Annotated in this window: 23 protein-coding genes; 10 read left to right on the top strand and 13 right to left on the bottom strand. The window is 71.3% G+C overall.

Annotated elements, in window-relative coordinates:
- Positions 1 to 29: 29 nt before the first annotated feature.
- Positions 30 to 1,823 (bottom strand): FAD-binding dehydrogenase, encoded by a 1,794-nt coding sequence (locus ACFZBT_RS28050; RefSeq protein ID WP_391108905.1) that lies wholly within the window; start codon positions 1,821 to 1,823, stop codon positions 30 to 32.
- A 195-nt stretch (positions 1,824 to 2,018) separates the two neighbouring features.
- Here ACFZBT_RS28050 and ACFZBT_RS28045 point away from each other — a divergent pair, with 195 nt between their 5' ends.
- Positions 2,019 to 2,675 (top strand): maleylpyruvate isomerase N-terminal domain-containing protein, encoded by a 657-nt coding sequence (locus ACFZBT_RS28045; protein WP_391108902.1) that lies wholly within the window; start codon positions 2,019 to 2,021, stop codon positions 2,673 to 2,675.
- Between the two features lie 131 nt (positions 2,676 to 2,806).
- Positions 2,807 to 3,820: a substrate-binding domain-containing protein gene (locus tag ACFZBT_RS28040; RefSeq protein WP_391108899.1), complete on the top strand. Its 1,014-nt coding sequence runs from the start codon at positions 2,807 to 2,809 to the stop codon at positions 3,818 to 3,820.
- 80 nt (positions 3,821 to 3,900) lie between these two features.
- On the opposite strand, the gene ACFZBT_RS28035 is transcribed toward ACFZBT_RS28040, so the two are convergent.
- Both ACFZBT_RS28035 and ACFZBT_RS28030 read right to left on the bottom strand, forming a co-directional pair.
- Complete coding sequence (locus ACFZBT_RS28035) at positions 3,901 to 4,932, bottom strand: alcohol dehydrogenase catalytic domain-containing protein (protein WP_391108895.1); 1,032 nt, start codon at positions 4,930 to 4,932, stop codon at positions 3,901 to 3,903.
- Entirely contained in the window at positions 4,925 to 5,356 is a 432-nt protein-coding gene (locus tag ACFZBT_RS28030) for a tautomerase family protein (RefSeq protein ID WP_391108892.1), read from the bottom strand. Before ACFZBT_RS28030 ends, ACFZBT_RS28035 begins: the two co-directional genes overlap by 8 nt.
- A gap of 91 nt (positions 5,357 to 5,447) precedes the next feature.
- Here ACFZBT_RS28030 and ACFZBT_RS28025 point away from each other — a divergent pair, with 91 nt between their 5' ends.
- The 3 genes from ACFZBT_RS28025 (at position 5,448) to ACFZBT_RS28015 (ending at position 8,859) form a co-directional block, all read left to right on the top strand.
- Positions 5,448 to 6,032: a TetR family transcriptional regulator C-terminal domain-containing protein gene (locus ACFZBT_RS28025; protein WP_391108889.1), complete on the top strand. Its 585-nt coding sequence runs from the start codon at positions 5,448 to 5,450 to the stop codon at positions 6,030 to 6,032.
- Between the two features lie 70 nt (positions 6,033 to 6,102).
- Entirely contained in the window at positions 6,103 to 6,750 is a 648-nt protein-coding gene (locus tag ACFZBT_RS28020; RefSeq protein ID WP_391108886.1) for a dihydrofolate reductase family protein, read from the top strand.
- A gap of 294 nt (positions 6,751 to 7,044) precedes the next feature.
- Positions 7,045 to 8,859, top strand: a complete 1,815-nt coding sequence (locus tag ACFZBT_RS28015) for an ATP-binding cassette domain-containing protein (protein ID WP_391108883.1) — start codon at positions 7,045 to 7,047, stop codon at positions 8,857 to 8,859.
- 133 nt (positions 8,860 to 8,992) lie between these two features.
- On the opposite strand, the gene ACFZBT_RS28010 is transcribed toward ACFZBT_RS28015, so the two are convergent.
- Positions 8,993 to 9,700, bottom strand: a complete 708-nt coding sequence (locus tag ACFZBT_RS28010) for a TetR family transcriptional regulator (RefSeq protein WP_391108881.1) — start codon at positions 9,698 to 9,700, stop codon at positions 8,993 to 8,995.
- A gap of 148 nt (positions 9,701 to 9,848) precedes the next feature.
- Between ACFZBT_RS28010 and ACFZBT_RS28005 the strand changes: the two genes are divergently transcribed.
- The 3 genes from ACFZBT_RS28005 (at position 9,849) to ACFZBT_RS27995 (ending at position 13,861) form a co-directional block, all read left to right on the top strand.
- Positions 9,849 to 11,345, top strand: a complete 1,497-nt coding sequence (locus ACFZBT_RS28005) for an amino acid permease (protein WP_391108879.1) — start codon at positions 9,849 to 9,851, stop codon at positions 11,343 to 11,345.
- A gap of 10 nt (positions 11,346 to 11,355) precedes the next feature.
- Positions 11,356 to 13,032, top strand: coding sequence for an amidohydrolase family protein (locus ACFZBT_RS28000; RefSeq protein ID WP_391108877.1), 1,677 nt, complete (start codon positions 11,356 to 11,358; stop codon positions 13,030 to 13,032).
- 73 nt (positions 13,033 to 13,105) lie between these two features.
- Positions 13,106 to 13,861, top strand: a complete 756-nt coding sequence (locus ACFZBT_RS27995; protein WP_391108874.1) for a hypothetical protein — start codon at positions 13,106 to 13,108, stop codon at positions 13,859 to 13,861.
- A gap of 18 nt (positions 13,862 to 13,879) precedes the next feature.
- Here ACFZBT_RS27995 and ACFZBT_RS27990 read toward each other — a convergent pair whose 3' ends face one another.
- Positions 13,880 to 15,370, bottom strand: coding sequence for an MFS transporter (locus ACFZBT_RS27990; RefSeq protein WP_391108872.1), 1,491 nt, complete (start codon positions 15,368 to 15,370; stop codon positions 13,880 to 13,882).
- 195 nt (positions 15,371 to 15,565) lie between these two features.
- On the opposite strand from ACFZBT_RS27990, the gene ACFZBT_RS27985 reads away from it, so the two are divergent.
- The gene (locus ACFZBT_RS27985) at positions 15,566 to 17,062 is read left to right on the top strand and encodes an MFS transporter (RefSeq protein WP_391108869.1); all 1,497 of its coding nucleotides are present in this window, start codon (positions 15,566 to 15,568) and stop codon (positions 17,060 to 17,062) included.
- A 47-nt stretch (positions 17,063 to 17,109) separates the two neighbouring features.
- Here ACFZBT_RS27985 and ACFZBT_RS27980 read toward each other — a convergent pair whose 3' ends face one another.
- The 4 genes from ACFZBT_RS27980 to ACFZBT_RS27965 form a co-directional block, all read right to left on the bottom strand.
- A complete protein-coding gene (locus ACFZBT_RS27980) occupies positions 17,110 to 18,294 on the bottom strand; it encodes a Rieske 2Fe-2S domain-containing protein (protein WP_391108866.1) in 1,185 nt (394 codons plus the stop codon).
- A 102-nt stretch (positions 18,295 to 18,396) separates the two neighbouring features.
- Positions 18,397 to 19,023, bottom strand: coding sequence for a hypothetical protein (locus ACFZBT_RS27975; protein WP_391108863.1), 627 nt, complete (start codon positions 19,021 to 19,023; stop codon positions 18,397 to 18,399).
- A gap of 69 nt (positions 19,024 to 19,092) precedes the next feature.
- Entirely contained in the window at positions 19,093 to 19,971 is an 879-nt protein-coding gene (locus ACFZBT_RS27970; protein ID WP_391108861.1) for an alpha/beta fold hydrolase, read from the bottom strand.
- Positions 19,968 to 20,333 carry an anti-sigma factor antagonist gene (locus tag ACFZBT_RS27965; RefSeq protein ID WP_391108858.1) on the bottom strand — a complete coding sequence of 122 codons (366 nt, stop codon included), beginning with the start codon at positions 20,331 to 20,333 and terminating at the stop codon, positions 19,968 to 19,970. Before ACFZBT_RS27965 ends, ACFZBT_RS27970 begins: the two co-directional genes overlap by 4 nt.
- A gap of 167 nt (positions 20,334 to 20,500) precedes the next feature.
- Here ACFZBT_RS27965 and ACFZBT_RS27960 point away from each other — a divergent pair, with 167 nt between their 5' ends.
- Complete coding sequence (locus tag ACFZBT_RS27960) at positions 20,501 to 20,956, top strand: ATP-binding protein (protein ID WP_391108856.1); 456 nt, start codon at positions 20,501 to 20,503, stop codon at positions 20,954 to 20,956.
- Between the two features lie 14 nt (positions 20,957 to 20,970).
- Here ACFZBT_RS27960 and ACFZBT_RS27955 read toward each other — a convergent pair whose 3' ends face one another.
- From ACFZBT_RS27955 to ACFZBT_RS27940, 4 genes are read right to left on the bottom strand one after another with little or no spacing between them, the layout of a single operon-like run.
- Entirely contained in the window at positions 20,971 to 21,645 is a 675-nt protein-coding gene (locus ACFZBT_RS27955) for a 4-carboxy-4-hydroxy-2-oxoadipate aldolase/oxaloacetate decarboxylase (RefSeq protein WP_391108853.1), read from the bottom strand.
- A complete protein-coding gene (locus tag ACFZBT_RS27950) occupies positions 21,642 to 22,853 on the bottom strand; it encodes an aspartate transaminase (RefSeq protein ID WP_391108850.1) in 1,212 nt (403 codons plus the stop codon). The genes ACFZBT_RS27955 and ACFZBT_RS27950 overlap by 4 nt, the downstream gene beginning before the upstream one ends.
- 4 nt (positions 22,854 to 22,857) lie before the next feature.
- The gene (locus ACFZBT_RS27945; RefSeq protein WP_391108847.1) at positions 22,858 to 23,601 is read right to left on the bottom strand and encodes an SDR family NAD(P)-dependent oxidoreductase; all 744 of its coding nucleotides are present in this window, start codon (positions 23,599 to 23,601) and stop codon (positions 22,858 to 22,860) included.
- Positions 23,602 to 23,635: 34 nt separating this feature from the next.
- Entirely contained in the window at positions 23,636 to 24,946 is a 1,311-nt protein-coding gene (locus ACFZBT_RS27940) for an MFS transporter (RefSeq protein ID WP_391108845.1), read from the bottom strand.
- Positions 24,947 to 24,991: the final 45 nt, after the last annotated feature.

Here is a 24,991-nt window from a genome sequence, read left to right as displayed (position 1 = left end):
GGGCGGAGCATGGCCCGCCCCCGGTCGGGTCAGGCCGCCGTCGCGGCCGCCGCCGCCCGGCCCGCCGCGCGGCCCGAGAACAGGCAGCCGCCCAGGAAGGTGCCTTCGAGGGAGCGGTAGCCGTGGACGCCCCCGCCGCCGAAGCCGGCGACCTCACCGGCCGCGTACAGCCCGCTGATCGGCTTGCCGGAGGCGTTCAGGACACGGCCGGAGAGGTCGGTCTGGAGGCCGCCGAGGGTCTTGCGGGTGAGGATGTTGAGGCGTACGGCGATCAGCGGTCCGGCGGACGTGTCCAGGATCCGGTGGGCGGAGGCGGTGCGGCTGAGGGTGTCGCCGGGATAGGCGAGGGCGTTGCGGATGCCCATGACCTGGGCGTCCTTGGTGTACGGGTTGGCGATCTCGCGGTCGCGGGCCTCGATCTGCCGCCGCAGGCCGGCCAGGTCGATCAGGTCGTCCCCCGTCAGTTTGTTCATACCGGCGACCAGTTCGGGCAGGGTCTCGGCGACGACGAAGTCCTCGCCCTTCTCCTTGAACCGCTCGATCGGCTCGGGGGTCTGCCAGACGCGCGACAGCAGCTTCCAGACGTTCTTCTCGGTGAGGTCCGGGTTCTGCTCCGAGCCGGAGAGCGCGAACTCCTTGGCGATGATCTTCTGGGTCGTGACGAACCAGGAGTAGTCGTATCCCGTGTCGGTGATCGACTTGAGGGTGTGAAGTGTGTCGTAGCCCGGGATGTCGGGGCTGGAGAAGCGCTTGCCCGTGGCGTCGAACCACATGGAGGACGGGCCGGGCAGGATGCGGATGCCGTGGTCGGGCCAGATCGGGTCGTAGTTCTTCAGGCCCTCGGTGTAGTGCCACATGCGGTCGGGGTTGACGATCCGTCCGCCCGCCTTCTCGGTGATCGCGAGCATCCGGCCGTCCACGTGCGCGGGCACGCCCGTGATCATGGACTTCGGGGCCGTACCGAGGCGCGCGGGCCAGTTCTGCCGGACGAGGTCGTGGTTGGCTCCGATGCCGCCCGAGGTGACGATCACGACGGGGGCGTTCAGTTCGAAGTCGCCGACGACCTTGCGGGAGCTGGGCTTGCCGCGTGCCGCGCTGCTGGGCTCCAGGACCTTTCCGCGTACGCCGGTGACGGCACCGTTCGTGACGATCAGGTCGTCCACGCGGTGGCGGAACCTGAACGTCACCTTGCCGTCCTCCACGGCCTCCCGCACCTTCTTCTCGAAGGGCTCGACCACGGCGGGTCCGGTGCCCCAGGTGACGTGGAAACGGGGTACGGAGTTGCCGTGCCCGTCCGCGAGGCCGCCGCCGCGCTCGGCCCAGCCGACGATCGGGAACCACTGCATCCCGAGCCCCGCGAGCCAGGAGTGCTTCTCCCCCGAGGCGAAGTCGACGTACGCCTCGGCCCACTTGTGGGCCCAGTGGTCCTGGCCCGACGGGTCGGTGATGCCGCGGTCGAAGCCGGCCGTGCCCAGCCAGTCCTGCCAGGCCAGTTCCCGCGAGTCCTTGATGCCCATGAGCCGCTGCTCGGGGGAATCGACGAAGAACAGCCCGCCGAAGGACCAGAAGGCCTGTCCGCCCAGACTGGCCTCCGGCTCCTGGTCGAGCAGCAGCACCTTGCGTCCGGCGGCGGCCAGTTCGGCGGTGGCGACGAGCCCGGCGAGGCCGTGGCCGATGACGATGGCGTCCGCGTCCGACGATCCGGCTCCGGCCGCGAAGGCCGGGAACGCCGACTGCGCGAGCGCGGCACCGGCGAGCACACCGCCAGCGACGGTCAGGGCACGGCGGCGGGTGAACGCGGCGGGTGCTGACGGGTGTTCCATGGGCCGCCTTCCGGAGGAGGTGCGCAGGGGTCGGGAGAGGCCCCTGGGGCGACCAGGGGTGTTACCGACGGTAGCCCAGGAGTTCTCGGGGCCACCAGAGTCCTGCGCCGGGGAACTCACGGGCACTGTCCGGCAGTTGGCCGGGCGGGCGAAATGTGCTTGTCCGTCCTCGCGGCACGGCACTACGGTGCCGAGGTGGATCTCTTCTCACGCTCCTGGACGGCGTTGCGCGAGGCGGTCGCCGGTCTGGCCGACGAGGACTTCGACCGGCCGTCCGGCTGCACCGGCTGGCTGGTGCGGGACCTGGTGTGCCATCTCGTCATCGACGCCCAGGACGTCCTGATCACTCTCGCCACCCCTTCTGACCGGGAGCAGACCCGTGACGCGGTGACCTACTGGGAGGTCGCCGGCACGCCACCGACCGGTGACGACCCGCTCGACGCGCTGACCGTCCGGCTCGCCGCCGCGTACGAGGATCCGCACCTGCTCACCTTGCACCTGGACGACGTCGGGTCCGCCGCCGGCCGCGCCGCCCGGCTCGCCGACCCGGCCGGCCGGGTCGGCACCCGCGACGAGGTCCTCACCGTGGCGGACTATCTCTCGGCGTACGTCCTGGAGTGGACGCTGCACCACCTCGACCTGATCGCGCACCTGCCGGACGCGGCACAGCCGCCGGCGGAGGGGCTCAGCCGCTCCCGCGAGCTGCTGGAGCGGATCGCGGGGAGCGCGTTCCCCTCGTCTTTCCACGACCGGGACGCGCTGCTGGTGGGCACCGGGAGGCGGGCACCCACGGAGGCGGAGCGGGCCGAACTCGGCGAGCAGGCCTCGGAACTGCCGCTCCACCTGGGCTGACCCGGCTCCCCGGCGACCCGGATCCTGCGGAAGTACGGCTGTCCACGGCAGGGCGCGGGCCACGGCCGCCCGTCCGGCGTGGCACATCTGCGCAGTCGGTACGATCTCGGCAGTCGGAAGGGCGGGACAGCGTGGCGGCCAGACCCAGGATCAAGGACGTCGCGGAGTACGCCGGCGTCTCCCCCAAGACCGTCTCCAACGTGATCAACAACTTCGAGCATGTCTCGGAGCGGACCCGCGCCGCCGTCCAGGAGGCCATCGAGGCCCTGGGCTACCGCGTCAACATCGCCGGGCGGCAACTGCGCCAGGGCCGCACCGGCATGATCACCCTGGCGGTCCCTGAGCTGGACGTCGCCTACTTCGCCGAGCTGGCCAAGCACGTCATGGCCGAGGCGGACCGGCGCGGGCACACCGTGCTGCTGCACCAGACCGGGGCGGTGCGCGAGCGGGAGCTGGCGGCGCTGCACGGGTTCGACGCGCAGTTCTCCGACGGCGTCATCCTCAGTCCGCTCTCCCTGCGGCCGCGTGATCTCGCCGCCCACGACCGGCGCCTGCCCGTGGTCCTGCTCGGCGAGCGCTCCGCCGAGGGCGGCACCGACCATGTCGGCATCGACAACGTGCGCGCGGCACGCGAGGCCACCGAGCACCTCCTGTCCCGGGGCCGCCGGCGCATCGCGGTGGTCGGCGGCGCCCCGCACGGCCGTCAGGGCACCGACCGGCTGCGCACCGACGGCTACCGCGCGGCCCTCGAAGCGGCGGGCCTGCCCTTCGAGCCCGGCCTGGTGGTGCCGGTTGACGCCTACCACTGGCAGGACGGCGCGCGGGCCGCCGTCGCGCTGACGGAACGCGACCCCCTTCCGGACGCGCTGCTGTGCCTGAACGACCATCTCGCGCTGGGCGCGCTGCGGGCCCTGCACGAGCTGGGCCGTCGGGTGCCGGGCGAGCTCGACGTGGTGGGTTTTGACGACATCGAGGCCTCCCGCTTCAGCGTCCCCACCCTGACGACCGTCGCCCCCGACAAGCAGGAGATCGCCCGGGCCGCCGTCGCCCAGCTGCTGGCCCGGATCGACGCCCCGGACAGCGCGCCGCCGGGCGACCATGTGGCCGGGCACCGGCTCGTCGTGCGGGAGAGTTCGGGGGGCTGAGGCGCGGGAGGGCGGTCTTCCCCGTGGGTCTCGACCAGATCTTCCTGATCTTCACCCTGCGCCCGGACAGCGGCCCCGCGTCATGACCCGCCCGGCAGGTCCGCGGCGCCGGCCCTGACGAAGACCGGCTTGAGGTGCTTCTCGGGCAGCGCCGCCGGCAGGTCCTCCCAGTCGATGACGTGGGAGACCACCGTCTCGGGGGCGACCCCGCCGGAGGCCGCGAGTGCGAGGGCGTCGGGGATGTGCGCGCGTACGTTGTCGCGGGCGATACGCAGGGTGACGCCGGTGAGGTACATGTCGAGCAGGGGCAGTTCGCCGGGACGGAAGTGGTTGCCCGCGCTCTCACAGATCCCTTCCGGTGTCAGGCACCTGAGGGCGAGGGCGAGCTGCTCGACACGGCCGGTGGCCTCCACAGCGATGTCGAAGCCCTGCGGGACCGGCTCCAGGGTCTCGGCGGTGGCGGCGCCGAAGGTGCGGGCCAGCGTGCGGTGTTCGGGGTCGGGGTCGACGTAGAGCACGTCGGAGGCGCCGAGCGCGCGGGCGATGTCGCACACGTAGAGGCCGATGCTGCCACGGGCGACGACCAGCACCCGGGCTCCTGGACGGGCCTTGAGATGCGGGGCGACCAGGCGCCAGGCCAAGGACCAGTTGTCGCTGGCGGAGGCCATGGCGACCGGGTCGAGGTCGGTGGGCAGCGGAACGAGCATGGCGTCGGCGTAGGGCACGCGGACCAGGTCGGAGAAGAGCCCGCCCCACTTGCCGCCGATCGGCGCGCCGTACATCGCCATGTACGGGACGGCGGTGCAGTGCGCGGTCAGGCCGGCCCGGCAGCGGTCGCAGGTACCGCAGTTGACGGACCAGGGTACGACGACCAGGTCCCCGGGGGCCGCGGCGGTGACGGCGTCGCCGACCTCGACGACCCGGGCGACGCACTCGTGGCCGAGGGCGAAGGGCGGCTCGATGAAGCCGTGTCCGGCGAGGATCGAGGAGTCCACGTCACAGGGCGTGGCCGCCACCGGGGCGACGATCGCCTCCTGAGCGGACTCGACCTCGGGGTCGGGCGCCTCGCGCCACTCGACGGTGCGCTTGGCGACATAGGTCAGTTCACGCATCGGCGCTCTGTCCCTTCGCCAGTGCGACGAGGTCGGCGTGGCGGATGACGGAGCCGCCCGCGCCCCAGGTGCCGTCGGGCTGCTCGTGCACCAGCACCCACACCCGCGGGGCGTCGTCCGGGGTGAGTCCGGCGGCGGCCAGGACGGTCCGCGTGGCCTCCTCGACCAGTCCGGCCCTGCGGCGCTCGGACAGGGCGCCCTGCGGGACCGTGGCCTCCACCAGGAAGCGCGGCGCGTCGTCCTCGGCGGTGGTCTGGGCTCCTTCGGGCAGTTCGGCGAGGTAGCTCCACGCCTGGGCGCGGAAGAACGGCGTGTCGGGTGCGCCCTCCCAGCGCAGCAGTACGCCGGCGAGGTCGCGCCGGACGGACCGGCGCCCTTCTTCGGTCAGGGCCCCGGACGGGGCGGTGAACCGGATCATCGGCATGGACACGCCTCTCTATGACAGTCGTTATAAGCGACGGCCACGCTAGACTATGACGGTCGTTATAGCCAGTGGGTCGGAAGGGACCGCGCACATGACCAAGCCCAGCCCGACGGCGCGCGAGCGGATCGTGGCCGGTGCGGCCGACATGATCAGCCGGCGCGGTCTGAACGCGACGAGCATCCGTGAGACGGCCAGGCACGCCAGGGCGCCGCTCGGCTCGACGTACCACTACTTCCCCGAGGGCAAGCAGCAGTTGGCGACCGAGGCCGTGCGTCACACGGGTGCGTGGGCCGCCCGCGGCCTGCGCAAGGAACTGGGGGCCGGCCCGGTCGCCGGACTGCGGGCCTTCCTCGCCCTGTGGCGCGAGATCGTGGTGGACAGCGACTTCCGGGCGGGCTGCCCGGTCCTCGCCGTCTCCATCGAGGAGCCCCCCGCCGACGAGACACCCACCGCGCTGGTGGCCGCCGCCGAGGTGTTCGAGGAGTGGGAGGGCCTGCTGGCCGCCTCACTGCGGGAGCACGGCGCCGGGTCCGAGCAGGCGGCACAGCTCGCGACGCTGATCGTCGCGGCGGTCGAGGGCACGGTTGCCATGTGCCGCGCCAAGCGCAGCACACAGCCGCTGGACCACACCGCCGAGCAGTTGCAGGCGCTCGTCCGCGCCGCGATCAGGGACTAGCTCGCGGTGGCCGCCGAGACCTGGAACCTTGAGCACAGGGACGTTTCGGGAAGGAAGGGATCGGCCGGCCATGTCACTCGCTCGCGTTCACAACTTCTCCCTCTCTCTCGACGGCTTCGCCACCGGTGAGGGTCTGAGCCGTGAGGCCCCGTTCGGCCATGCCGGCGAAAGACTGCACGAGTGGATGTTCGCCACCCGGTTCTGGCACGAGATGACTCGCCGGCCCGGCGGGACCCGCGGCCTCGACGATGCCTTCGCACGGCAGCACACGCCCGGGATCGGCGCCGAGATCATGGGCGCCGGGAAGTTCGGTTACCCGGGGTGGCACGATGACCCGGAGTGGAAGGGGTGGTGGGGGCCCAACCCGCCGTTCCACACACCGACCTTCGTCCTCACCCACCACCCGCGCCCGTCGATGGAGATGGAGGTAGGCACGACGTTCCACTTCCTCGACACCTCGCCCGCCGAGGCACTCCGGACGGCCCGCGAGGCGGCGGGCGGCCAGGACGTACGCATCGGCGGAGGACCCACCGTGGTCCGTGACTTCCTCGCCGCGGGGCTCATCGACCACCTGCACGTCACGGTGGTCCCGATCCTGCTCGGCCGCGGCGTACGCCTCTGGGACGGACTGGAGGACCTGGAGAAGGACTACGAGGTCGAGGCCACCTCCTCGCCCGGCGGAGTCACGCACATGACGTTCACCCGTACGGCCCCCTGAGCCTCCGGCAAGCGACCCACCGCGGCCGTGAACTCCGAGGCCCACAGGCCCCGTGAGGGACCCCACTCCCGTTCGTGATCCGGGACAGTTCGGCGGACACGGCGCTGTTCTGACCGCTCGCCGCGCCCCTTGGCGCTCCCCCGCGCACCACCGTCCGGCCGGAAAACGCTTGGACGGCGCGGTCGCCGTCGCGGGACACTGCCGGACTCGACCGAAATCCACACATACGTTGCGGCGATGGCCCCTGCCCGCGTCAGCGCGTGCCGGGCTGCCACAGGACGACACAGGGGTGGGATGGAAACGTCTGATACTCGCAGGGTGCAGCCGGGCAAGCGCTCGGTGTTACTCGCACTTCGCTACTACGGAAGGGAGTTGGCCCGGCTGCGCCGGCTGACGGTACCCGCGATGCTGCTCATGGCGCTGGGCAACATCGGAATCAACTACGTGGCGCCACTGATCGTCGCCAAGCTCGTCGGCGATCTCGCCGGCGACGAGGGCGTCACGGTCGACTCGGCGCTGCCGTACGTCCTCGGCTTCGCCGGTGTCCTGCTGCTCTCGGAGGCACTGTGGCGCGTCGCCCTGCACTGCCTCAACCGCCTCGACGCCCTCGGCATCGAGCATCTGTACGTGATCGGGATGGACGAGCTGTTCGCCAAGGACGCCGCGTTCTTCCACGACAACTTCGCCGGTTCGCTGACCAAGCGGGTCCTGAGCTTCGCCTCGCGTTTCGAGCAGTTCGTGGACACGGTGACGTTCCAGGTCGTGGGGAGCTTCGTGCCACTGGCGTTCGGCGCGGTGGTGCTGTGGCGCTACGAACCGCTGCTCGTCGTCGGTCTGCTGGTGACGATCACGCTGACGGCGGTGCTGGTCGCGCCCCTCATCCGGCGCCGTCAGCGGATCGTCGACCAGCGTGAGGAGGCGATCGCCCGGGTGTCCGGCCATGTCGCCGACAGCCTGATGAACATGGACACCGTACGGGCCTTCGCCGCGGAGAAGAGCGAGGCCGCCGAGCACCGCTCCCGGGTAGCGGTGTCGCGCCGGCTCACCGTGCGGTCGTGGGACTACGGCAACCTGCGCATCGACACCCTGGTCGCTCCGATGTCCGTGCTCACCAACGCGATGGGCCTGCTGCTCGCGGTCACGCTCGCCGGGGGCGCGCACGGCGTGGAGGCGATCGTGGTCGCCTTCGCCTACTACGGCAACGCGACCCGCATCATGTTCGAGTTCAACCAGATATACCGTCGGCTGGAGAGCTCGATGACGGAAGCCGCGCAGTTCACCGAACTGCTGCTGACGCCGCCGACCGTGCTCGACCCGGCGTCGCCGGAGCCGCTGTGCTCCCGCGCGGCCGATGTCCGCTTCGAGAAGGTGACTTTCGCACACCGTGGCGGTCGACCATTGTTCGACGGGCTGGACCTGGAGGTGCCGAGCGGGGCGAAGCTCGGCCTGGTCGGCCGGTCCGGCGGCGGCAAGACCTCGCTCACCCGGCTGCTGTTGCGGATGACCGACATCGACGCGGGCCGCATCCTGATCGGCGGTCAGGACATCAGCCGGCTGCGCCAGGCCGACCTGCGCAGCCGAATCGCCTATGTGCCGCAGGACCCGGCGATGTTCCACCGCACCCTGCGGGACAACATCGCGTTCGCCCGGCCGGACGCCACCGACGCCGAGATCCGCCGGGCGGCCGAGGCGGCCCATGTCACCGAGTTCGCCGACACCCTGCCCGACGGCTTCGACACCATGGTGGGCGAGCGCGGCATCAAGCTGTCCGGTGGTCAGCGCCAGCGGGTCGCCCTCGCCCGGGCGATCCTGCGTGACGCGCCGATCCTGCTGCTCGACGAGGCGACCAGCGCGCTGGACTCCGAGAGCGAGCTGCTCGTCCAGGAGGCGCTGTGGCGGCTCATGGAGGGGCGGACGGCGCTGGTGGTGGCGCACCGGCTGAGCACGGTCGCCACCATGGACCAGCTCGTGGTCCTCGACCGGGGCCGGATCGTCGAGCAGGGCACCCACCAGGAGTTGCTCGCGGTCGACGGCGCCTACGCGAAGCTGTGGCAGCACCAGTCGGGCGGCTTCCTGGACGACGACCCGGGGCGGGCCGAGGTGGTGTGAGGACGGGCGCGGTTTCCGGCTGCGACCCGTCATCTACAGCAGGTACGCCCTCGACGACTCCGAGGGCGGCCGCGCCCGTCTCGCGTCGCGGGAAGCCGTGGGGTCCCTCGCCCTGGAACTCTGACGTCCCGTGTCAGCGGAGGGAGCGCCGGCCCGCCGGGGCCCGGGCCGTCAGGGCCTCCAGGAGGAGATCCACGGCCTGTTCGAAGGAGCTGTCCGCCATTCCGGGGAGCTCGGGGCGGACCGCGGTGAGGGACGGGTAGGTCTGAGGGTCCAGGTCCTGGTAGACGTCCCGCCAGGCCCGGTGGTCGGCCTCGCGCTGGTGTCGCGGGAGGGCGTGGAACGCGGCCTCCGCGGCGGCGTGACTGAGCACGGTGTCGATGAAGGCCAGGTAGAGCCGGGCGGCGTCGGCCGGTGCGAAGCCCGCGTTCAGCAGGAGGCCGATCCCGGTGTCCACGGCGCGGATCTCGTTCCGGCGCCGGGTCACCCGGTGGGCGGCCATCGCGGCCGCCCGGGGATGGGCGAGGTATCCCGCCCGGACCCTCGTCGCCATCTCGCGCAACGAGGCCAACCAGTCGTCTCCGGGGACGAAGCCGGCCATAGCGTCGCCGATGATGCGGTCGGCGATGGCGAGCACCAGGTCGTCGGTGCCGTGGAAGTAGCGGTACAGCGCGGTCGGGTCGCAGCCCAGTGCCGCGCCGAGCCGGCGCACGCTCAGCGCCTCGGGGCCGTGCTCCCCGATCAGGCGCAGGGCGGTCTCCACGATCAGGTCCTCCGACAGCAGTACCCCCGAACGGGTCGGCCGCCGGCGCCGACGCTCCTGCGGGACACGAGTGGACATGACCGGGGCTCCTCTCGCCGCACGACTGGTGCACCGCAGTGAACGACCCCGGCCCGCCTTACGTCAACAGGGTTGACCCAATGTGGACGCCGGTTGTTCCATCACAGTCCCGCGCGGCTCTTCCCACCCTTCCCCCGAGGAGCCCTTCATGCCGTCCGCACCGCCTCCACCACGCCCCGCCCTGCGCCGTTCCCTCGGTGTCGTCGACGGCGTCGCCATCGCCGCGTCCAGCACCGCGGCCACCACCAGCATCGCCATCGGCATGGGCACGATCGCGACGGTCGTGGGCCTCCAGGCCCCGGCGCTGCTGCTCCTGGCGTTCCTGCCGGTGCTCGGCATCGCCACCGCCTACGCCCGTCTCAACCGCTCGGAACCCAACTGCGGCAACGGCTACACCTGGGTCGGCAGATCCCTCGGCCCCTGGCCCGGTTTCCTGACCGGCTGGGTGACGCTGGTCGGCTCGGTCATCTTCTGCGCCTACACCAGCGCGATCATGGGCTCGGTCGTCCTGCTCTTCGCCAACAAGGCAGGACTGAACAGCCTCGCCGGCATCGCCCTCGATCCGACGTCCACCGGTGTCTGTACGGCGGTCGGCCTGGTGATCCTGCTCGCCCTCACGGCCCTGGCCGTCACCGGCGTCCGGAGCGCGACCCGGTTCCAGTTCGCCCTGCTGGTCTTCGAGTACGCCGTGCTGCTGGGCTTCTGCGGCTGGGCCCTGGTCACCGGTGACCACGCCTTCTCCCTCTCCTGGTTCAACCCCTTCGAGATCTCCAGTGGCACCAGCTTCGCCCAGGGCATGGTCCTCGCGGTGTTCTTCTTCTGGGGCTGGGACGCTGCCTTCAGCGTCACCGAGGAGACGAAGCGCCCGGACGACTCGGCCCGCGGCGGTCTCATCGCCCTGTTCGCCATGCTCGGTCTGTTCCTCTTCGCCTCGGTCGCCTTCCAGCGGGAGATGAGCCTGGCCGAACTCGTCCGCAACGGCCCCCAGGCCCTGCCGTACCTCGGGGCGAAGCTGGCCGCCGAGCCCTGGGCCACCCTGCCCCTGGTCGCGCTGATGTTCTCCGCCGTCGCCTCCGTGCAGGCCACCCTGATTCCCACGGCACGCGGACTGCTCGCCATGGGCCGCGACCGCACGATGGGGCCGCTGTGGACCCGGATCCACCCGCGGTACGGCACCCCCGCCGTCGGTACGGCCGTCGTGATGTCCGTCGCCGCCGTGATCGCCCTGGCCGCCTTCGCGATCCCCAAGCTGAGCGACATGCTGCTGGCCGCCGTCAACGCCATCGGCCTGATCGTCGCCCTCTACTACGGCCTCACCGCGCTCGCCTGCGCCGTGCGCTTCCGCTCGGCGCGTCACGACGGACCGCGGGAGGCGCTGCTCGCCGTCGGTGTGCCCGCCGTGGCCGGTCTGGTGCTGCTGGGCCTCGGCGGCTACCTCGGATACTCGTACCTGACCATGAGCGATCACTTCGAACTGAGCCCGGACAACGGCTGGTTCATGTTCTCGCTGCCCGCCGCGATCGTGCTCGCCGGACTGGGCATGGCGGCCGTGGCCAAGTACGTCCGGCGCTCGCCGTACTTCACGACGGGGCACGGCACCGACGCCGACGCCCTCACCCTCCCGATGGACCGCACGGCGGTCTGAACCCACCCCCATGGAGTTCACCCTCATGTCGCACCCCCATGTCACGGGACCGGCCGACCTCGTCTTCACGGGCGGCCCCGTGCACACCGTCGATCCCGCCCGCAGCCGCGCCACCACCGTGGCCGTGCGCGGCGGGCGGATCGCCGCCGTCGGCCACGACGAGGTGCGCGAGCTGATCGGGCCGCGCACCGAGGTCGTCGATCTCGCGGGGAAGCTGCTGCTGCCGGGCTTCCAGGACGCGCACGTCCATCCGCTGGGCGCGGGCATCGAGCTCGGCCAGTGCCATCTCTGCGAGACCGTCGACCCCGCTGAATACCTGCGCAGGATCAGGGCGTACGCGGACGAGCACCCGGACGCCGAGTGGATCACCGGTGGCGGCTGGTCCCTGGAGGCGTTCCCCGGCGGCTCCCCCACCGCCGCCGCCCTCGACGCGATCGTCCCGGACCGGCCCGTCTTCCTGCCCAACCGCGACCACCACGGCGCCTGGGTCAACAGCCGGGCCCTGGAGCGCGCGGGCATCGACGCCCGTACGCCCGACCCCGCCGACGGCCGTATCGAGCGCGACGCCGGGGGCAACCCCACCGGGATGCTCCAGGAGGGCGCGGTCCACCTGGTGGGCCGGCTGCTGCCGGACCCCACGCCCGAGGAGAAGCTCGCCGCTCTGCTGCGCGCCCAGGCCGTGCTGCACTCCCACGGCGTCACCGCCTGGCAGGACGCCATCATCGGCACGTACGCCAACATGACCGACCCGGCGCCCGCCTACCAGGCGGCCCTCGACCGTGGCCTGCTGACCGCCCGGGTGGTCGGCGCGCTGTGGTGGGATCGCGAGCGAGGCGCCGAGCAGATCGCCGAACTGGCCGCAAACCGTGATGAGTTGAGCCGGGACCGGTTCCGGGCCGGGACGGTGAAGATCATGCAGGACGGCATCGCCGAGAACCACACCGCCGCGATGCTCGACCCGTACCTGACCGGCTGCGGCTGCTCCTCGGACAACAGCGGCATCAGCTTCGTGGAGCCGGGTGAGCTGCGGAAGTACGTCACCGAGCTGGACGCGCTCGGCTTCCAGGTCCACTTCCACGCGCTGGGCGACCGCGCGGTGCGTGAGGCGCTCGACGCGGTCGAGGCAGCCCGGGCCGCCAACGGCCATCGCGACACGCGGCACCACCTGGCGCACCTCCAGGTCGTCCACCCTCGCGACCTGCCACGATTCCGCGAACTGGGCGCGAGCGCCAATCTGCAGATGCTGTGGGCCGCGCACGAACCGCAGATGGACGAACTGACGCTGCCCTTCCTGGGCGCGGAGCGCGGCGCGTGGCAGTACCCCTTCGGTGATCTGCTGCGGGCCGGCGCGACCCTCGCCGCGGGCAGCGACTGGCCGGTCAGCAGCCCGGATCCGCTCCAGGCCATCCATGTCGCCGTCAACCGGGTCTCCCCCGACGCACCCGCGGGCACTCCGGCCTTCCTTCCGGAACAGAGCCTCGACCTGGGCACGGCCATCGCCGCGTACACGGCGGGCAGCGCCTGGGTGAACGACCTCGACGGCATCACCGGCAGCATCACCGCCGGGAAGTCGGCCGACCTCGTGGTCCTCGACCGCGACCCGTTCGCGGCCCCGCCCGAGGAGATCGCCGCGACCCGGGTCCTGGAGACCTTCGTCGAGGGCCGGCGCGTCCACTCCGCCGGGTAAAAGGCCTGGGCACGGACCCGCGGGCGTGTTCCAATGCGCCTGCGGGTTCCGCGTGAAACGGGGGGGGCGAGACATGGTGGAGTCGCCGGGACGCGAGGCGCTGCGGTCCGTTCTCTGGCTGTTGATCGCTGTCGCGGCTCTCGTGTTCGGAGTGGCGTCGGCACTCCAGATCCGGGAAGCGCTGGAGCGGGAGCGGGAGTTCCGTGCCGCGCCGGCCTGCGCCGCTGTTCCGGCGCGGGCGGCGGGGTGCGTGTGGGAGCAGGAGTTCACGGTCCGCGAGGCCGACACGAACCGTGGTGAGAGGAACGCGTCCCCGGAGGCGGAGCTGGTGCTGCCGTCCGGCAAGCCGTGGCAGGTGACGTTCCTGCGGGCCGATCCCGTGGTCTCCGGGCTGGAGCCGGACGACAAGGTCGTCGGCCTGATCTGGCGCGGACAGGTCGTGGAGGTACGGGACGCCGACGGGCGGCGTCAGCAGACCTCCGACGGGCCCGTGGGCTGGCCCGAGGACCGGCTGGGTGGCGCGCTGGCGTGTGTGTCGTTCGGCCTGGCGGCCCTCGTGGGAGGGCTGTGGCCGCTCCTCTCACGGGGTGACCGGCGGCATGCGAAGGCGGGGGCCGTGGTGCGGTGGCACGGGGTCGGCCTGGCCGCCGCAGCGATCCTGACGCTCTGGGCCCAGTCGGCCAATGGCTGGCCGATGTGGGCGATACCGGCGATCTGGGGGCCGCTCGCGCTGGTCACCCTTGCCTCCGCGACGGCCTTCGCCATCGCCGCCGTCCGCGGCGACCTGGGCGAAGCGGTGTCACGGGAAACCCAGCCGCGGACCACCTGAGGCCCGGCCCCGTGCACCTCAGGTCTGCCGGGCGTGCACCGGACTGTTGGCGACATCCTCCGGGCAGGTCCCGTGCGCCTGACGGCTCCGCCGGTCGCGCCGCCAGTCGAACATCGCGAGGGCCAGGGAGGCCGCCATGCCGACGAGTGCGGCGCCCAGCCCGATGAAGAGAGCGCCCCGGTAGTCGTCGCTCCCGCCGAGCACCAGGTAGAAGAGGCCGGGCAGCGCCGCGGTGCCCACGGCGGCGCCGAGCCGCTGCCCGGTCTGCAGCGCGCCGCCCGCCGCACCCGCCATGTGCACGGGCACATCGCGCAGGGTCATGGTGATGTTCGGGGAGATCACACAGCCGCTGCCGGCGCCGCCGAGGAACAGCAGCGGGGCGGCGGCCCAGGGCGCGATGCCGAGAGGCGCGAGGCGGAGCAGCAGCGCGGTGCCGCCCAGGCCCACGATCACCGCCGCCAGACCGCCCACGGTGAGCATGCGCCCGAGCCGGTCCACCAGCCGCCCGGCGATCGCGGCCGCGCAGGCCGAGCCGAGGGCGAAGGGGGTCACGGCGAGGCCGGACCGGAGCGGGGAGTAGCCGAGGCCGTCCTGGTAGAAGAGCGCGAAGACCAGCCAGACGCCGCTGAAGCCGACGAAGTAGAGCGTGCCGACGCCGGCCCCGACGGCGTAGCCGCGCACGGTGGTGAACAAGCGCGGATCGAGCAGTGGCTCCGTACCGCGGGCCACGAGGCGGCGCTGCCAGCGGGCGAAGGCGACCAGCAGCGCGGCACCGGCGAGGAACAGCCACCACAGCCGACCGATGCCGCCGGAGCCCGCCTGGACCAGCGGAAACATCAGCGCGAGGACACCGAGGCCGAGGAGCACGACCCCGGGCAGGTCCACATGGCCCCGGCCGGAGCGCCGGGTGCGGGGCAGCAGGCGGCGGCCGAGCAGGACGGCCAGGATGCCGATGGGGACATTGACGTAGAAGATCCACCGCCAGCCCTGGGCGCCGTCGGCGAGGGCGAGGATGATGCCGCCGGCGAGGGGGCCGACAGCGGCGGAGATGCCGACGGTGGCGCCGAAGAACCCGAAGGCGCGACCGCGTTCGGCGCCGCGGAACAGCTGCTGGATGAGCGCGGAGTTCTGGGGCGCCATGAAACCGGCCGCCAGCCCTTGGGCGAGGCGGGCCGCGATCAGCAGCGTGATGCCGGGGGCCGCCCCGCAGGCCGCGCTGAAGACGACGAAGCCGCTGAGGGCCAGCAGGAAGATACGGCGGCGGTCCAGCGCGTCACCGAGGCGGCCCGCGGTGACGAGTGCGAGTGCGAAGGCCAGGGCATAGCCGGACACCACCCACTGCACCTGCGCGGGTGAGGCGTGCAGGCCGCGCTGAACGGAGGGCAGGGCGACCACCACGATCGAGACGTCCAGCAGACTCATGAAGCCGGCCACCAGGGTGACCCACAGGGCACGCCACCGGCGCGGATCGGGCTCGTACCCGGCGGCCTCCTGTGCCGACGCTGTCACCTGGGCTCCTCTCGCCGGGGCCCACCATCACCCGGAGAATCACGTTCCCCACCAGGGGACGGGCACACGCCGCGGCCCGCAAGCGGAACCGGCCGGTCACCAGGAAGATCGTCTGTGACATGAACGAGCGTTTGAGCGGGCGAGAACTGTGCAGGCGTTGTGCTTGGGAAAACGACCGGCGAAAGGAACGACGTAATGGCGGCGCCCGACAATGACGAGTCGGTGGATCCCGCGGCTGTGAGACGACACCGGGTTCTGTTCCGCGCGATCGAGAAACGACGCCACCCGAAGCTGCGCCGCAGCGACATCACCGTGACCGACGAAGCGGCGGTCAAGCGCGCCACGAAGGCAGCCGCCCTCGGCAACGCGATGGAGTGGTACGACTTCGGGATCTACAGCTATCTGGCCGTGACCATCGGGAAGGTCTTCTTCCCGTCCGGGAACGACACGGCCCAGCTGCTCAGCTCCTTCGCGACGTTCGCGGTGGCCTTCCTGGTGCGTCCGCTCGGCGGCATGGTGTTCGGACCGCTGGGCGACAAGGTCGGCCGCAAGCGCATCCTCTCCCTCACCATGATCATGATGGCGGTGGGGACCTTCGCCATCGGCCTCGTCCCCTCGCACGACGTCATCGGCATGTGGGCCCCGGCGCTGCTGATCTTCTTCCGGCTGGTGCAGGGCTTCTCGACCGGCGGTGAGTACGGGGGCGCCTCGACGTTCATCGCGGAGTACGCGCCCGACAAGCGGCGCGGCTTCTTCGGCAGCTTCCTGGAGCTGGGCACGCTCGGCGGCTACGTCGGGGCCTCCGGGCTCGTCGTCGTCCTCCAGAGTGTGCTCAGCGCGGACGAGATGCTGGCGTGGGGCTGGCGCATCCCCTTCCTGGTGGCGGCGCCGCTCGGCTTCATCGGCCTCTATCTGCGGCTCAAGCTGGACGAGACGCCCGCCTTCCAGAAGCTGGAGGGCGGCCAGGTCAAGGCGAGTGAGGCCGCCGACTCCGTGGAGACCACGGCCACCGGTGACCTCGGCAGGATCTTCACCCGGTACTGGCGGCCGCTGCTGCTGTGCCTCGCGCTCGTCGCGGCGTACAACATCAACGACTACATGCTGCTGTCGTACATGCCGACGTACCTGTCCGACGAGCTGGGCTACGGCACCAATCACGGGCTGCTGATCCTGCTCATCGTGATGGTCCTGCAGATGGGCGCCATCAACTACGTCGGGCGGCTCTCCGACCGCTTCGGGCGCAAGCCGCTGCTGATGACGGGGATGCTGGGCTTCCTCTTCCTCTCGGTGCCGTCCTTCCTGCTCATCCGGCAGGGCAGTGTCGTCCTCATCGCGCTGGGACTGCTGCTGATGGGGCTGTCCCTGCTGATGATGCTCGGCACGATGTCGGCGGCGCTCCCGGCGATCTTCCCGACCCATGTCCGCTACGGCTCCCTCTCGGTGGCCTACAACCTGGCCACCTCGCTGTTCGGCGGTACGACGCCCCTGGTGATCACCGCTCTGATCAGCGCCTTCGACTCGACCCTCATGCCGGCGTACTACGCCACGGGTGCCGCCGTCATCGGCGTCATCGCCGTGCTGTGCATGCGGGAGACGGCGAACAAGCCCCTGGCGGGCTCGCCCCCGTCCGTGGAGACGGAGGCGGAGGCTACGGAACTCGTCCAGGCGCAGTCGCCCCAGCCGAAGTTCTGAGGACCGACGCGAAGGGCCCCGTCCGCAAGGTGCGGGCGGGGCTTCCGTCAGCCCGCCGGGTGAGCGCCGGACGCCGATGTCCGGCCGTCGCACGCCCGGGCGGTGCCGCACGCGGCGGCCCGGGGCCGGATGGGGACGCCGTTGGAGCGCAGCACCTCGCGGACGTCCAGGATCAGGGAGAACACCTCGTGGTTGCGGTCCTCGCCCTGCTCGTCCCAGGCCCGCTGCTCCGCTTCGACGGCCATCCGGTCCTCGGCGAACACGCGCTCGGTGAAGCGTCTGATGAACGGCCAGGCCAGCTGAAGCGCGCCGGGCACCCGGGGCTTCTCGATCATCAGCAGACCGTAGGTGTGGCAGACGCGCTGCTCGGCGTCCTCGGGCACATAGGCGGCCCAGAGGCGGAAGGCGGGACGTTCGGCGTTCTCCGGGACCAGGTCGAGTGTCTGGTACGGGTAGGCGGTGCGGATGGTCATGACGTCGCTGGAGTCGCTGCCCCTGATGCCCTCGGCGGCCAGCAGGCCGGCGCCGCGGTTCCGCTTCCCCCCGGCGTGCGTGAACAGGTAGCGGGCCTCCACCGACCGCGCGTCGGTGCGGTGTTCCAGCAGTTCCGGATGGAGCTTGCCGACGACGCCCCGGTGCAGGAACTGGTGGTTCATGTCGAGCAGGTTCTCGTGCATGAACGAGTAGTGGCAGCGCACGGTCCGGGAGTAGGTCATGGTCTTGTAGCGCGGCGAGCCGAAGGCCGGCAGCTCGGGCAGGGCGGTGCCGGCCGCCTTGTCCGGATCGCCCGGGAACACGAACACCAGGCCGTAGGCCTCCCGGACTGGGTAGCCGCGCACGCCGCGCGGCGGCCGGCCGTCGCCGCGGGACAGGTACGGGATCTGCGAGATGCGGCCGTCGCCGCGGTAGGCCCAGGCGTGGTAGCAGCAACGGAGGGTGTCGCCCTCCACGACGCCCATGCTCAGCGGCACCTGCCGGTGCGCGCACCGGTCCTCCAGCGCGTGCACGGTGCCGCTCTCCCCGCGGTAGAGGGCGATGCGCTCGCCCGCGAAGGAGGTCGCCACCACCCGCTTGCTCCGGACGCTCCGGGACAGTGCGACCGGGTACCAGTAATCGGGGTGCGCGCCGATGCGCCGCAGGTCGGCCGGGCCGGTACCCGGCGCGGGGTGCGGCGAGGGCCGGGCGCTTCCGTCCTCGGCGGGGAAGGTCCTGGCCCTGTCGGTCTCGGTCATACCTCTCCCTCGCGCGCACACGGCTGTCCCGGGTTCCTCCATCCTGAGGGGCGCGTCCCGGCCACGCCTTGCCCAGCGCGTGCGGACGGGTGAGTTCCGCGTTCAGTGCGCGAAGGGGGGCGCGAAGCAGCCGCTCTCCGGGTACGGGCCGATGGCGACCGCCGAGAAGTTCGACTTCTGTACGAACGCCGTGACACAGGCGTCGTCGTGAACGCGCAGGGCGACTTGCGCCCCCTCGGGCGTCACATAACCGTCGCCCTTCCAGCGCGAGGACATCTTGGCGACGGTGAGCGTCCCGCCGAGCCGTTTGCCGTCCGGTGTGACGCGCTCCTCCTCGTAGCCGAGCCGGAGCAGGGCCTCGCGCACCGTCGCGGGGTCCCATGTCCGCCGCTTCCACAGCCGTTCGAGCACAGGCCGGATGCGATCGGCCTCCCGCTCCGCGTCCTTCGCGTGGGCCGGTGACATCTCTCCCGGACGGCGGTGGGCGTTGTTCTCGTTGTAGTGCGGGGCCCCGTCTCCGGCCCCGGGCTCGACATGGGGCGAGGCTCCGACGGCGCTGGGCGAGGCTCCGGAAACACTGGGCGAGGGCCGGTCGGACCTGCCGGGAGCGGCCCCGGCCGTGGCGCCCGAGGCGTGCAGATCACCGCAGGCGGTGAGGGTCAGGATCGCGACGAGGACAAGCCCCGCGGCGGCAACAGGAGCCCGGCGGGCGGAGGTCGAGGCGGACATGAGGTGACCCTCTCATCGCGGCCGGCCGACCGGATCAGTGCTTTCGCGGGCCCTGCTGAGTACGCGTACTCATGACGGCTCGGCTTCGAGAGGCACGGCGAGTTCACCCAGGCAGCGGGCCGCCTGCTCCGGGGCGACCAGCCATTTCAGGTGGCTGCCCTCAAGGGTGCGGACGTCGTACGGATTGTCCGGGGTCAGCCGGTCGCCCTCGCGGATCAGCCGGTCCTGCAGGGCGAGGGGCATGCTCGCGTCGTCGGCCAGGCGGACGTAGGTCTTCGGGACGCGGCCCCAGGTCGTGGCCTGTGCCCGGCCGGCGGGGCCGCCGGTGTCGAGGTTCTCGTCGGGCTGGAAGGTGTTCAGGAAGGCCAGGAACTCCTCGTCGGTGCCGTCGGCGAGGAAAGCCGCCTTGAACGCCGCGAGCGCGTCCGGGTCGGCGGTACGGAAGTTGACGCGGAGCAGTCCGAGTTCGGCGGGGTTCCCGGTCATCGCCGAACCCAGCGCGGCGACGTCGACGGTGGCCATCTCCGGCTCGGCGTAGTAGGCGCCGACGTCGAGATCGACCGGGCACCAGGCCGCGACGTAGACGATGCGGTCGATCAGGTCCGGCCGCGCGTTGGCCGCGGCCGTGGCCGTGATGCCGCCGCGGCTGTGGGCGACGAGGATCACCGGGCCGTTGCGCTTGGCCCGTTCCAGGATCCCGACCAGGTGCGCGGTGTTGTCGGCGAGCGTCACGCCCTTGATCGCGCCGGGCGCGCCGGCGAGCCCTTCGAGGTCCTGCGGCGCCTGATAGGCACGGGTGTAGGTCGCCCCGAATCCGTGGCCGGGCAGGTCGACGGCGACCGAACGGTGTCCGAGGAGGCCCAGTTCGGCCTGGAGCGGTGCGAAGGAGAAGGAGTTCGCGAAGGCTCCGTGGACCAGCACGAACGTAGGCCGTCCCGGTCCGCTCATGTCAGAGCCTCCTCGACGGTGGGGTGGCAGGCGACGACGGCGTCCAGGCCGACGAGCTGGACGACCCGCATCACCGGTCCCCGGATCCCGGCCAGGCGCAGCCATCCCTGGGCTGCGTCGGCGCGTTGATGGGTGTGGATGAAGACGTTGATGCCGCTGGAGTCGATGAAGGTCACGCCGCTGAGGTCCGCCACGATCCGGGGCGCTCCGCCCTCGTCGTCGCGGGGCGTCAGGGCCTGCTGCAGCGCTTCCTTGACTCCGTGGTCGATCTCGCCGCGCAGGGTCACGACGCGGATGCCGTCGACGGTGGAGTGTTCGATGGACAGCCGGTCCGGCCGGTCCGTCCCCTGGTTGTCGGTCACCGTCTCCTCAACTGCGCCTGGGCTGCCCCGTGCAACGTCTGTGCCGACGATTGTGCCGTACTCTCCCGGCCGGACGCATCCGATCGACTGTGCCGAACAACACGCCCGTGGCATGCATGACAAAGTGAGGGGTACACGCACGCGCGTGAACGGGGAATAGAAGGACGATGCTGTTGGAGCCGCAACCCGACGGGGAACGTACCGAGCCCGGTGCCCGACCGACGCAGGTCGGCTACGCCCTGGGCGGGGACGACGGCTGCATCGCGCAGGCCCGGCACCACGCGGCCGACTTCCTGACCCGGCTCCGGGAGGAGCACGGTCTGGAGGTCTCCCCCCGTGCCATGGACCTGACCCAGCTGGTCGTCAGCGAGCTGGTCACCAACTCCCGGAAGTACGCCCCGGGCCCCGTCCTGATGGAACTGCGCGTCTCGGGCGCGGCGGTGGAGGTGGCCGTGTGGGACAGCGACCCCGCCGTGCCCGCGGCCCGGGCCGCCGACCCCGACCGTGTCGGCCAGCACGGCCTGGAGATCGTCAAGGCCGTCGCCGAGGACCTCGACATCGAACGGCAGCCGGTCGGCAAGCGCATCACCGCCCGTATCGCCCTGACCGACACGAGGCCCTGACCGGCACGCCCCCTCTACTCCTCGATCACCAGCCCCTTCGCCGCGAGCAGCGGCTCGAGCCCGCAGATGTCGATGACGCTCCGGCCCGCGCGGTAGGCGGCGATGTAGTCGGCCTCGGTGTCGATCCGCTGCTGTGAGGCGGCGGCCACCTCGGCGGCGTCCTCGCGGCGTACGACGACCACGCCGTCGGCGTCGGCCCGCATCACGTCGCCGGGGCGGACGAGCACGCCGCCGACCGTGACGGGCTCGCACATCGGTCCGACGGTCTCCTTGACCGTGCCCTTGATGGAGACGCTGCGGGAGAAGACGGGGAACCCGAGGGCGCGCAGGTCCTCGGTGTCCCTCACGCCCGTGTCGGTGATCAGGCCGCCGAGCCCCTTGGACTGGCAGGCGTTGGCGAGTACGTCCCCGAAGGAGCCCGCCTCCTCGTAGGCGCCGGCGGAGACGACGATGACGTCCCCGGGGCGGGCGTAGGCGATGGCGGTCTGCAGCATCAGGTTGTCGCGGGGAGCACACTGGACCGTGAAGGCCGGGCCGCACAGGGACATGCGGTGGTCGACCGGCTTGATGGTCGAGTCGAGGGCGCCCAGCCTGCCCTGGGCTTCGTGGATGGTGGCCGAGGAGTAGGCGGAGAGGCCTTCGACGAGTTCCGGGGTGGGGCGGTCGAATTTGGTGCTGACGCGGATCATGACGGCCTCTCGGACAGAGTGGTGCAGGCGGCGGCGATGCGGGCGCATGCCTCGGTGAGCACGTCCGTCGACGTGGCGAACGAGATACGGAAGTAGCCGGGCGCGCCGTAGGCGGCTCCGTGGATCACCGCTACCTGCCCGCTGTCGAGGAGGTGGCGGGCGAAGTCCTCGTCGTTCTCGATCCGGCTTCCCGAGGGGGTGAACTTCCCTATCGCGTCTTGGCAGTTGACGAGGAGGTAGAAGCCGCCGTCGGGCACGGTGCAGCTGAGGCCGGGGATGTCGTTGACGAGTTTCACCGTGGCGTCACGGCGTGCGCGGTAGACGCGCACGGTCTCCCGGACGAAGTCCTGCGGTCCGGTGAGCGCGGCAGCGGCGGCGGCCTGGCTCACGGAGGAGGGGCAGGAGGAGGTCTGGGACTGCAGCGTGTTGATCGCCGTCACCAGGTTCGCAGGGCCCACGCCGTAGCCGATGCGCCAGCCGGTCATGGCGTAGGTCTTGGAGACGCCGTTGGTGAGGAACACCCGCTCGGCCAGGCGGGGTTCGACGGCGGCCAGGGACGGGGCGTCCTCCTCGCGGTACCAGATCTCGTCGTAGATCTCGTCGGTGAGGACGCGCACCTGCGGATGGTCCAGCAGTACCTGGGCGAGCGCCCGCAGTTCTGCGGTGGTGTAGGCGGATCCGGTCGGGTTTCCGGGGGTGTTGAGGACGACCCAGCGGGTGCGCGCGGTGATCGCCGCCCCGAGCCGCTCGGGAGTGATCTTGAAGCCGTCCGCCTCGGGGCAGTCGACGACGACGGGGGTGCCGTCGTTGGCGCGGACCATGTCCGGATAGGACACCCAGTACGGGGCGGGGACGATGACCTCGTCCCCTTCGTCCAGGGTGGCCATCAGGGCGAGGAAGATGACCTGCTTGGCTCCCCCGCCGACCGCGATCCGCGCGTCGGCGCACTCCAGTCCGTGGCGCTCGCGGAGCTTGGCGGTGATCGCGGCGCGCAGGCGCGGCGTGCCGTTGACGGGGGTGTACTTGGTCTCGCCCGCCTCGATGGCCTTGATCGCGGCGGCCTTGACATGGTCGGGGGTGTCGAAGTCGGGCTCGCCCACGGTCAGGTCGAGGATGGTGCGGCCCTGGCTCTTGAGTTCGCGTACGCGTTGGGCGGCCGCGGTGCTGGGCGAGGGCTTGATACGGCGTACCCGCTCTGCCGTGTCCATGGGCTCAGCCCTCCCTGCGCTCGAAGTTGAGGCCGCCGGGGACCTGGAAGGTGGGCAGGATCTCGACGTGCCCGATGTTGACGTGCCGGGGCGAGTCGACGGCGAACTCGATGGAGTCGGCGATGTCCTCGGGCTTGAGGGACTCGTAGCCGTCGTAGAAGCGCCGTTGGGCCTCCTCCATGTCGCCGAGCAGACGGCCGAAGATCTCCGTCTCCACGCGGCCCGGGCAGATCTCGGTGACCCGGACCCGGCGGCCGTAGCCGTCGACCCGCAGCTGGCGGGAGAGAGTGTGCACGGCGGCCTTGGTGGCGTGGTAGATGGTGTTGCCGCCGAAGTTGTAGACGCCGGCGATGGAGCTGATGTTGACGATGTGGCCGCGGTCGCGCTCGACCATGCCGGGCATGAGCAGGCGCACCAGGTGCAGAACGGCCTGGATGTTGACGGCGACCTGCTCGTCGACGGCGAACTCGTCGGCGGTGAGGATGTTGCCGGTGCGCGAGACGCCGGCGTTGTTGACGAGGATGTCGATGTCCAGGCCGTCCAGCTCGGCGGTGAGCGCCTCGGTGTCGGTGATGTCGACGGCGTGCGGGACGCAACCGGTGTCGCGGGCCAGGGCGCCGAGCCGTTCGGCGTCGCGGGCCACCGCGTGGACCTCGAGGCCGTGCTTGGCGAGTCGCTCGACGACCACGGCCCCGATGCCGGTCGACGCTCCGGTGACGAGGGCCGTCCTGTAGTCGGAGATGGGCATGCTGCTGTGCTCCTGGAAGTGAGGGGAAGGGGGATCAGGCGTCGCGCAGGGGCAGGTGGGCACGGTCCTTCACCCGGGACACGGCGATGAGGGTGCCGAGGGCGGTGACGACGGCGTAGAAGGCCGGCATGTTGACGTTGCCCGTGCGGGTGATGAGGTAGGTCATCAGCAGCGGGGCGGTGCCGCCGAAGAGCGCGGAGGAGACGTTGTAGCCCAGGCCGTAGGCGGAGTAGCGCACCCGGGTGGGGAACAGTTCGACGAGCAGGATGTGGATGACGCCGGTGTGCCCGGCGAAGACGACGGCCATGACACAGGCGCCGACGACGGCGAGGGCGAGGTTGCCGGTGCCGATCAGGAGGTAACAGGGGATGCCGACGAGGGCCATGGCGATCGCCGAGCCGGCGATGACCTTCTTGCGGCCGATCCGGTCGGAGAGACGGCCCATGTAGGGGATGGCGATGCAGATCGCGACCAGGCTGGAGGCGGTGACGAGCAGCCCCTGGACCTTGCCGAAGTCGAGCTCGCTGCTCATGAAGGTGGGCATGTAGCTGAACAGGACGTAGTACCCGGAGCCGTTCATCAGGGGGATGAACAGGGCCAGCAGCATGGCGCGGCGGTGCTCGGCGGAGGTGAACGCTTCCTTCAGGGGGTTCTTGGACAGGCCGCCCTGTTCCTTCAGGCGGTTGAAGTTGGGCGTGTCGCTGATGCGCTTGCGGATGTAGATGCCGGTGATGCCGAGCGGCACGGCGAGCAGGAACGGTATGCGCCAGCCCCAGGACTCCATGCGCTCGTCGCCGAGTCCGCTGGTCATGGCGGCGGCGACCAGCGTGCCGGTGAGCAGGGAGAGGAAGGAGGCGATCTGCGCGTAGCTGGTGTAGAGGCCGCGCTTGCCCTCCGGGGCGTGCTCGGCGAGGAAGCTCATCGCGCCCGAGGCCTCGCCGCCGACGGAGAAGCCCTGGGCGACGCGCAGCAGGATCAGCAGGACCGGCGCGGCGATGCCGATGCTCGCGTAGGTGGGCAGGAGGCCGATGGCCGCGGTGGCGACGCTGATGAGCATGATGACGAAGACCAGCATCCGCTGGCGTCCGACGCGGTCGCCGAGGTGGCCGCAGATGATGCCGCCGAGGGGGCGGAAGAAGAAGGAGACGGCGTACCCGAGGAAGACGAGCATGATGGCGTCGTCGGAGCCGGGGAAGAAGACGGCGGCGAGCGTTCCGGCCATGAAGCCGAAGATGCCGTTGTCGTAGAGCTCGGCGAAGATGCCGACGCATCCCGCGAGGGTGACCTTCCGGGCTGTTCTCGGGTCGACGGTATTGGGGACGGGCTGAGCGGCCATGGTGGTCATGGCGTCTCCTGTCTTGCGGCGGGCTGGGGGACGAGAGGCGTGGGG

Source organism: Streptomyces sp. NPDC008137, assembly GCF_042957035.1.
In the GTDB taxonomy this organism is placed as follows: Bacteria; Actinomycetota; Actinomycetes; order Streptomycetales; family Streptomycetaceae; genus Streptomyces.
Note: the sequence above shows the minus strand (reverse complement) of the source record. Positions and strands in the feature narration are given on the sequence as shown.

Bases quoted from the DNA above. Each gene is read 5' to 3' on its own strand.
- ACFZBT_RS27985 (WP_391108869.1), top strand. From the start codon at position 15,566: ATGGCGGCGCCCGACAATGACGAGTCGGTGGATCCCGCGGCTGTGAGA.
- ACFZBT_RS27945 (WP_391108847.1), bottom strand. From the start codon at position 23,601: ATGCCCATCTCCGACTACAGGACGGCCCTCGTCACCGGAGCGTCGACC.
- ACFZBT_RS28035 (WP_391108895.1), bottom strand. From the start codon at position 4,932: ATGCGTGAACTGACCTATGTCGCCAAGCGCACCGTCGAGTGGCGCGAG.
- ACFZBT_RS27960 (WP_391108856.1), top strand. From the start codon at position 20,501: ATGCTGTTGGAGCCGCAACCCGACGGGGAACGTACCGAGCCCGGTGCC.
- ACFZBT_RS28005 (WP_391108879.1), top strand. From the start codon at position 9,849: ATGCCGTCCGCACCGCCTCCACCACGCCCCGCCCTGCGCCGTTCCCTC.
- ACFZBT_RS28050 (WP_391108905.1), bottom strand. From the start codon at position 1,823: ATGGAACACCCGTCAGCACCCGCCGCGTTCACCCGCCGCCGTGCCCTG.
- ACFZBT_RS28000 (WP_391108877.1), top strand. From the start codon at position 11,356: ATGGAGTTCACCCTCATGTCGCACCCCCATGTCACGGGACCGGCCGAC.
- ACFZBT_RS28015 (WP_391108883.1), top strand. From the start codon at position 7,045: ATGGAAACGTCTGATACTCGCAGGGTGCAGCCGGGCAAGCGCTCGGTG.
- ACFZBT_RS28030 (WP_391108892.1), bottom strand. From the start codon at position 5,356: ATGCCGATGATCCGGTTCACCGCCCCGTCCGGGGCCCTGACCGAAGAA.
- ACFZBT_RS28010 (WP_391108881.1), bottom strand. From the start codon at position 9,700: ATGTCCACTCGTGTCCCGCAGGAGCGTCGGCGCCGGCGGCCGACCCGT.
- ACFZBT_RS27975 (WP_391108863.1), bottom strand. From the start codon at position 19,023: ATGTCCGCCTCGACCTCCGCCCGCCGGGCTCCTGTTGCCGCCGCGGGG.
- ACFZBT_RS27995 (WP_391108874.1), top strand. From the start codon at position 13,106: ATGGTGGAGTCGCCGGGACGCGAGGCGCTGCGGTCCGTTCTCTGGCTG.
- ACFZBT_RS28025 (WP_391108889.1), top strand. From the start codon at position 5,448: ATGACCAAGCCCAGCCCGACGGCGCGCGAGCGGATCGTGGCCGGTGCG.
- ACFZBT_RS28020 (WP_391108886.1), top strand. From the start codon at position 6,103: ATGTCACTCGCTCGCGTTCACAACTTCTCCCTCTCTCTCGACGGCTTC.
- ACFZBT_RS27970 (WP_391108861.1), bottom strand. From the start codon at position 19,971: ATGAGCGGACCGGGACGGCCTACGTTCGTGCTGGTCCACGGAGCCTTC.
- ACFZBT_RS27980 (WP_391108866.1), bottom strand. From the start codon at position 18,294: ATGACCGAGACCGACAGGGCCAGGACCTTCCCCGCCGAGGACGGAAGC.
- ACFZBT_RS27940 (WP_391108845.1), bottom strand. From the start codon at position 24,946: ATGACCACCATGGCCGCTCAGCCCGTCCCCAATACCGTCGACCCGAGA.
- ACFZBT_RS27950 (WP_391108850.1), bottom strand. From the start codon at position 22,853: ATGGACACGGCAGAGCGGGTACGCCGTATCAAGCCCTCGCCCAGCACC.
- ACFZBT_RS27955 (WP_391108853.1), bottom strand. From the start codon at position 21,645: ATGATCCGCGTCAGCACCAAATTCGACCGCCCCACCCCGGAACTCGTC.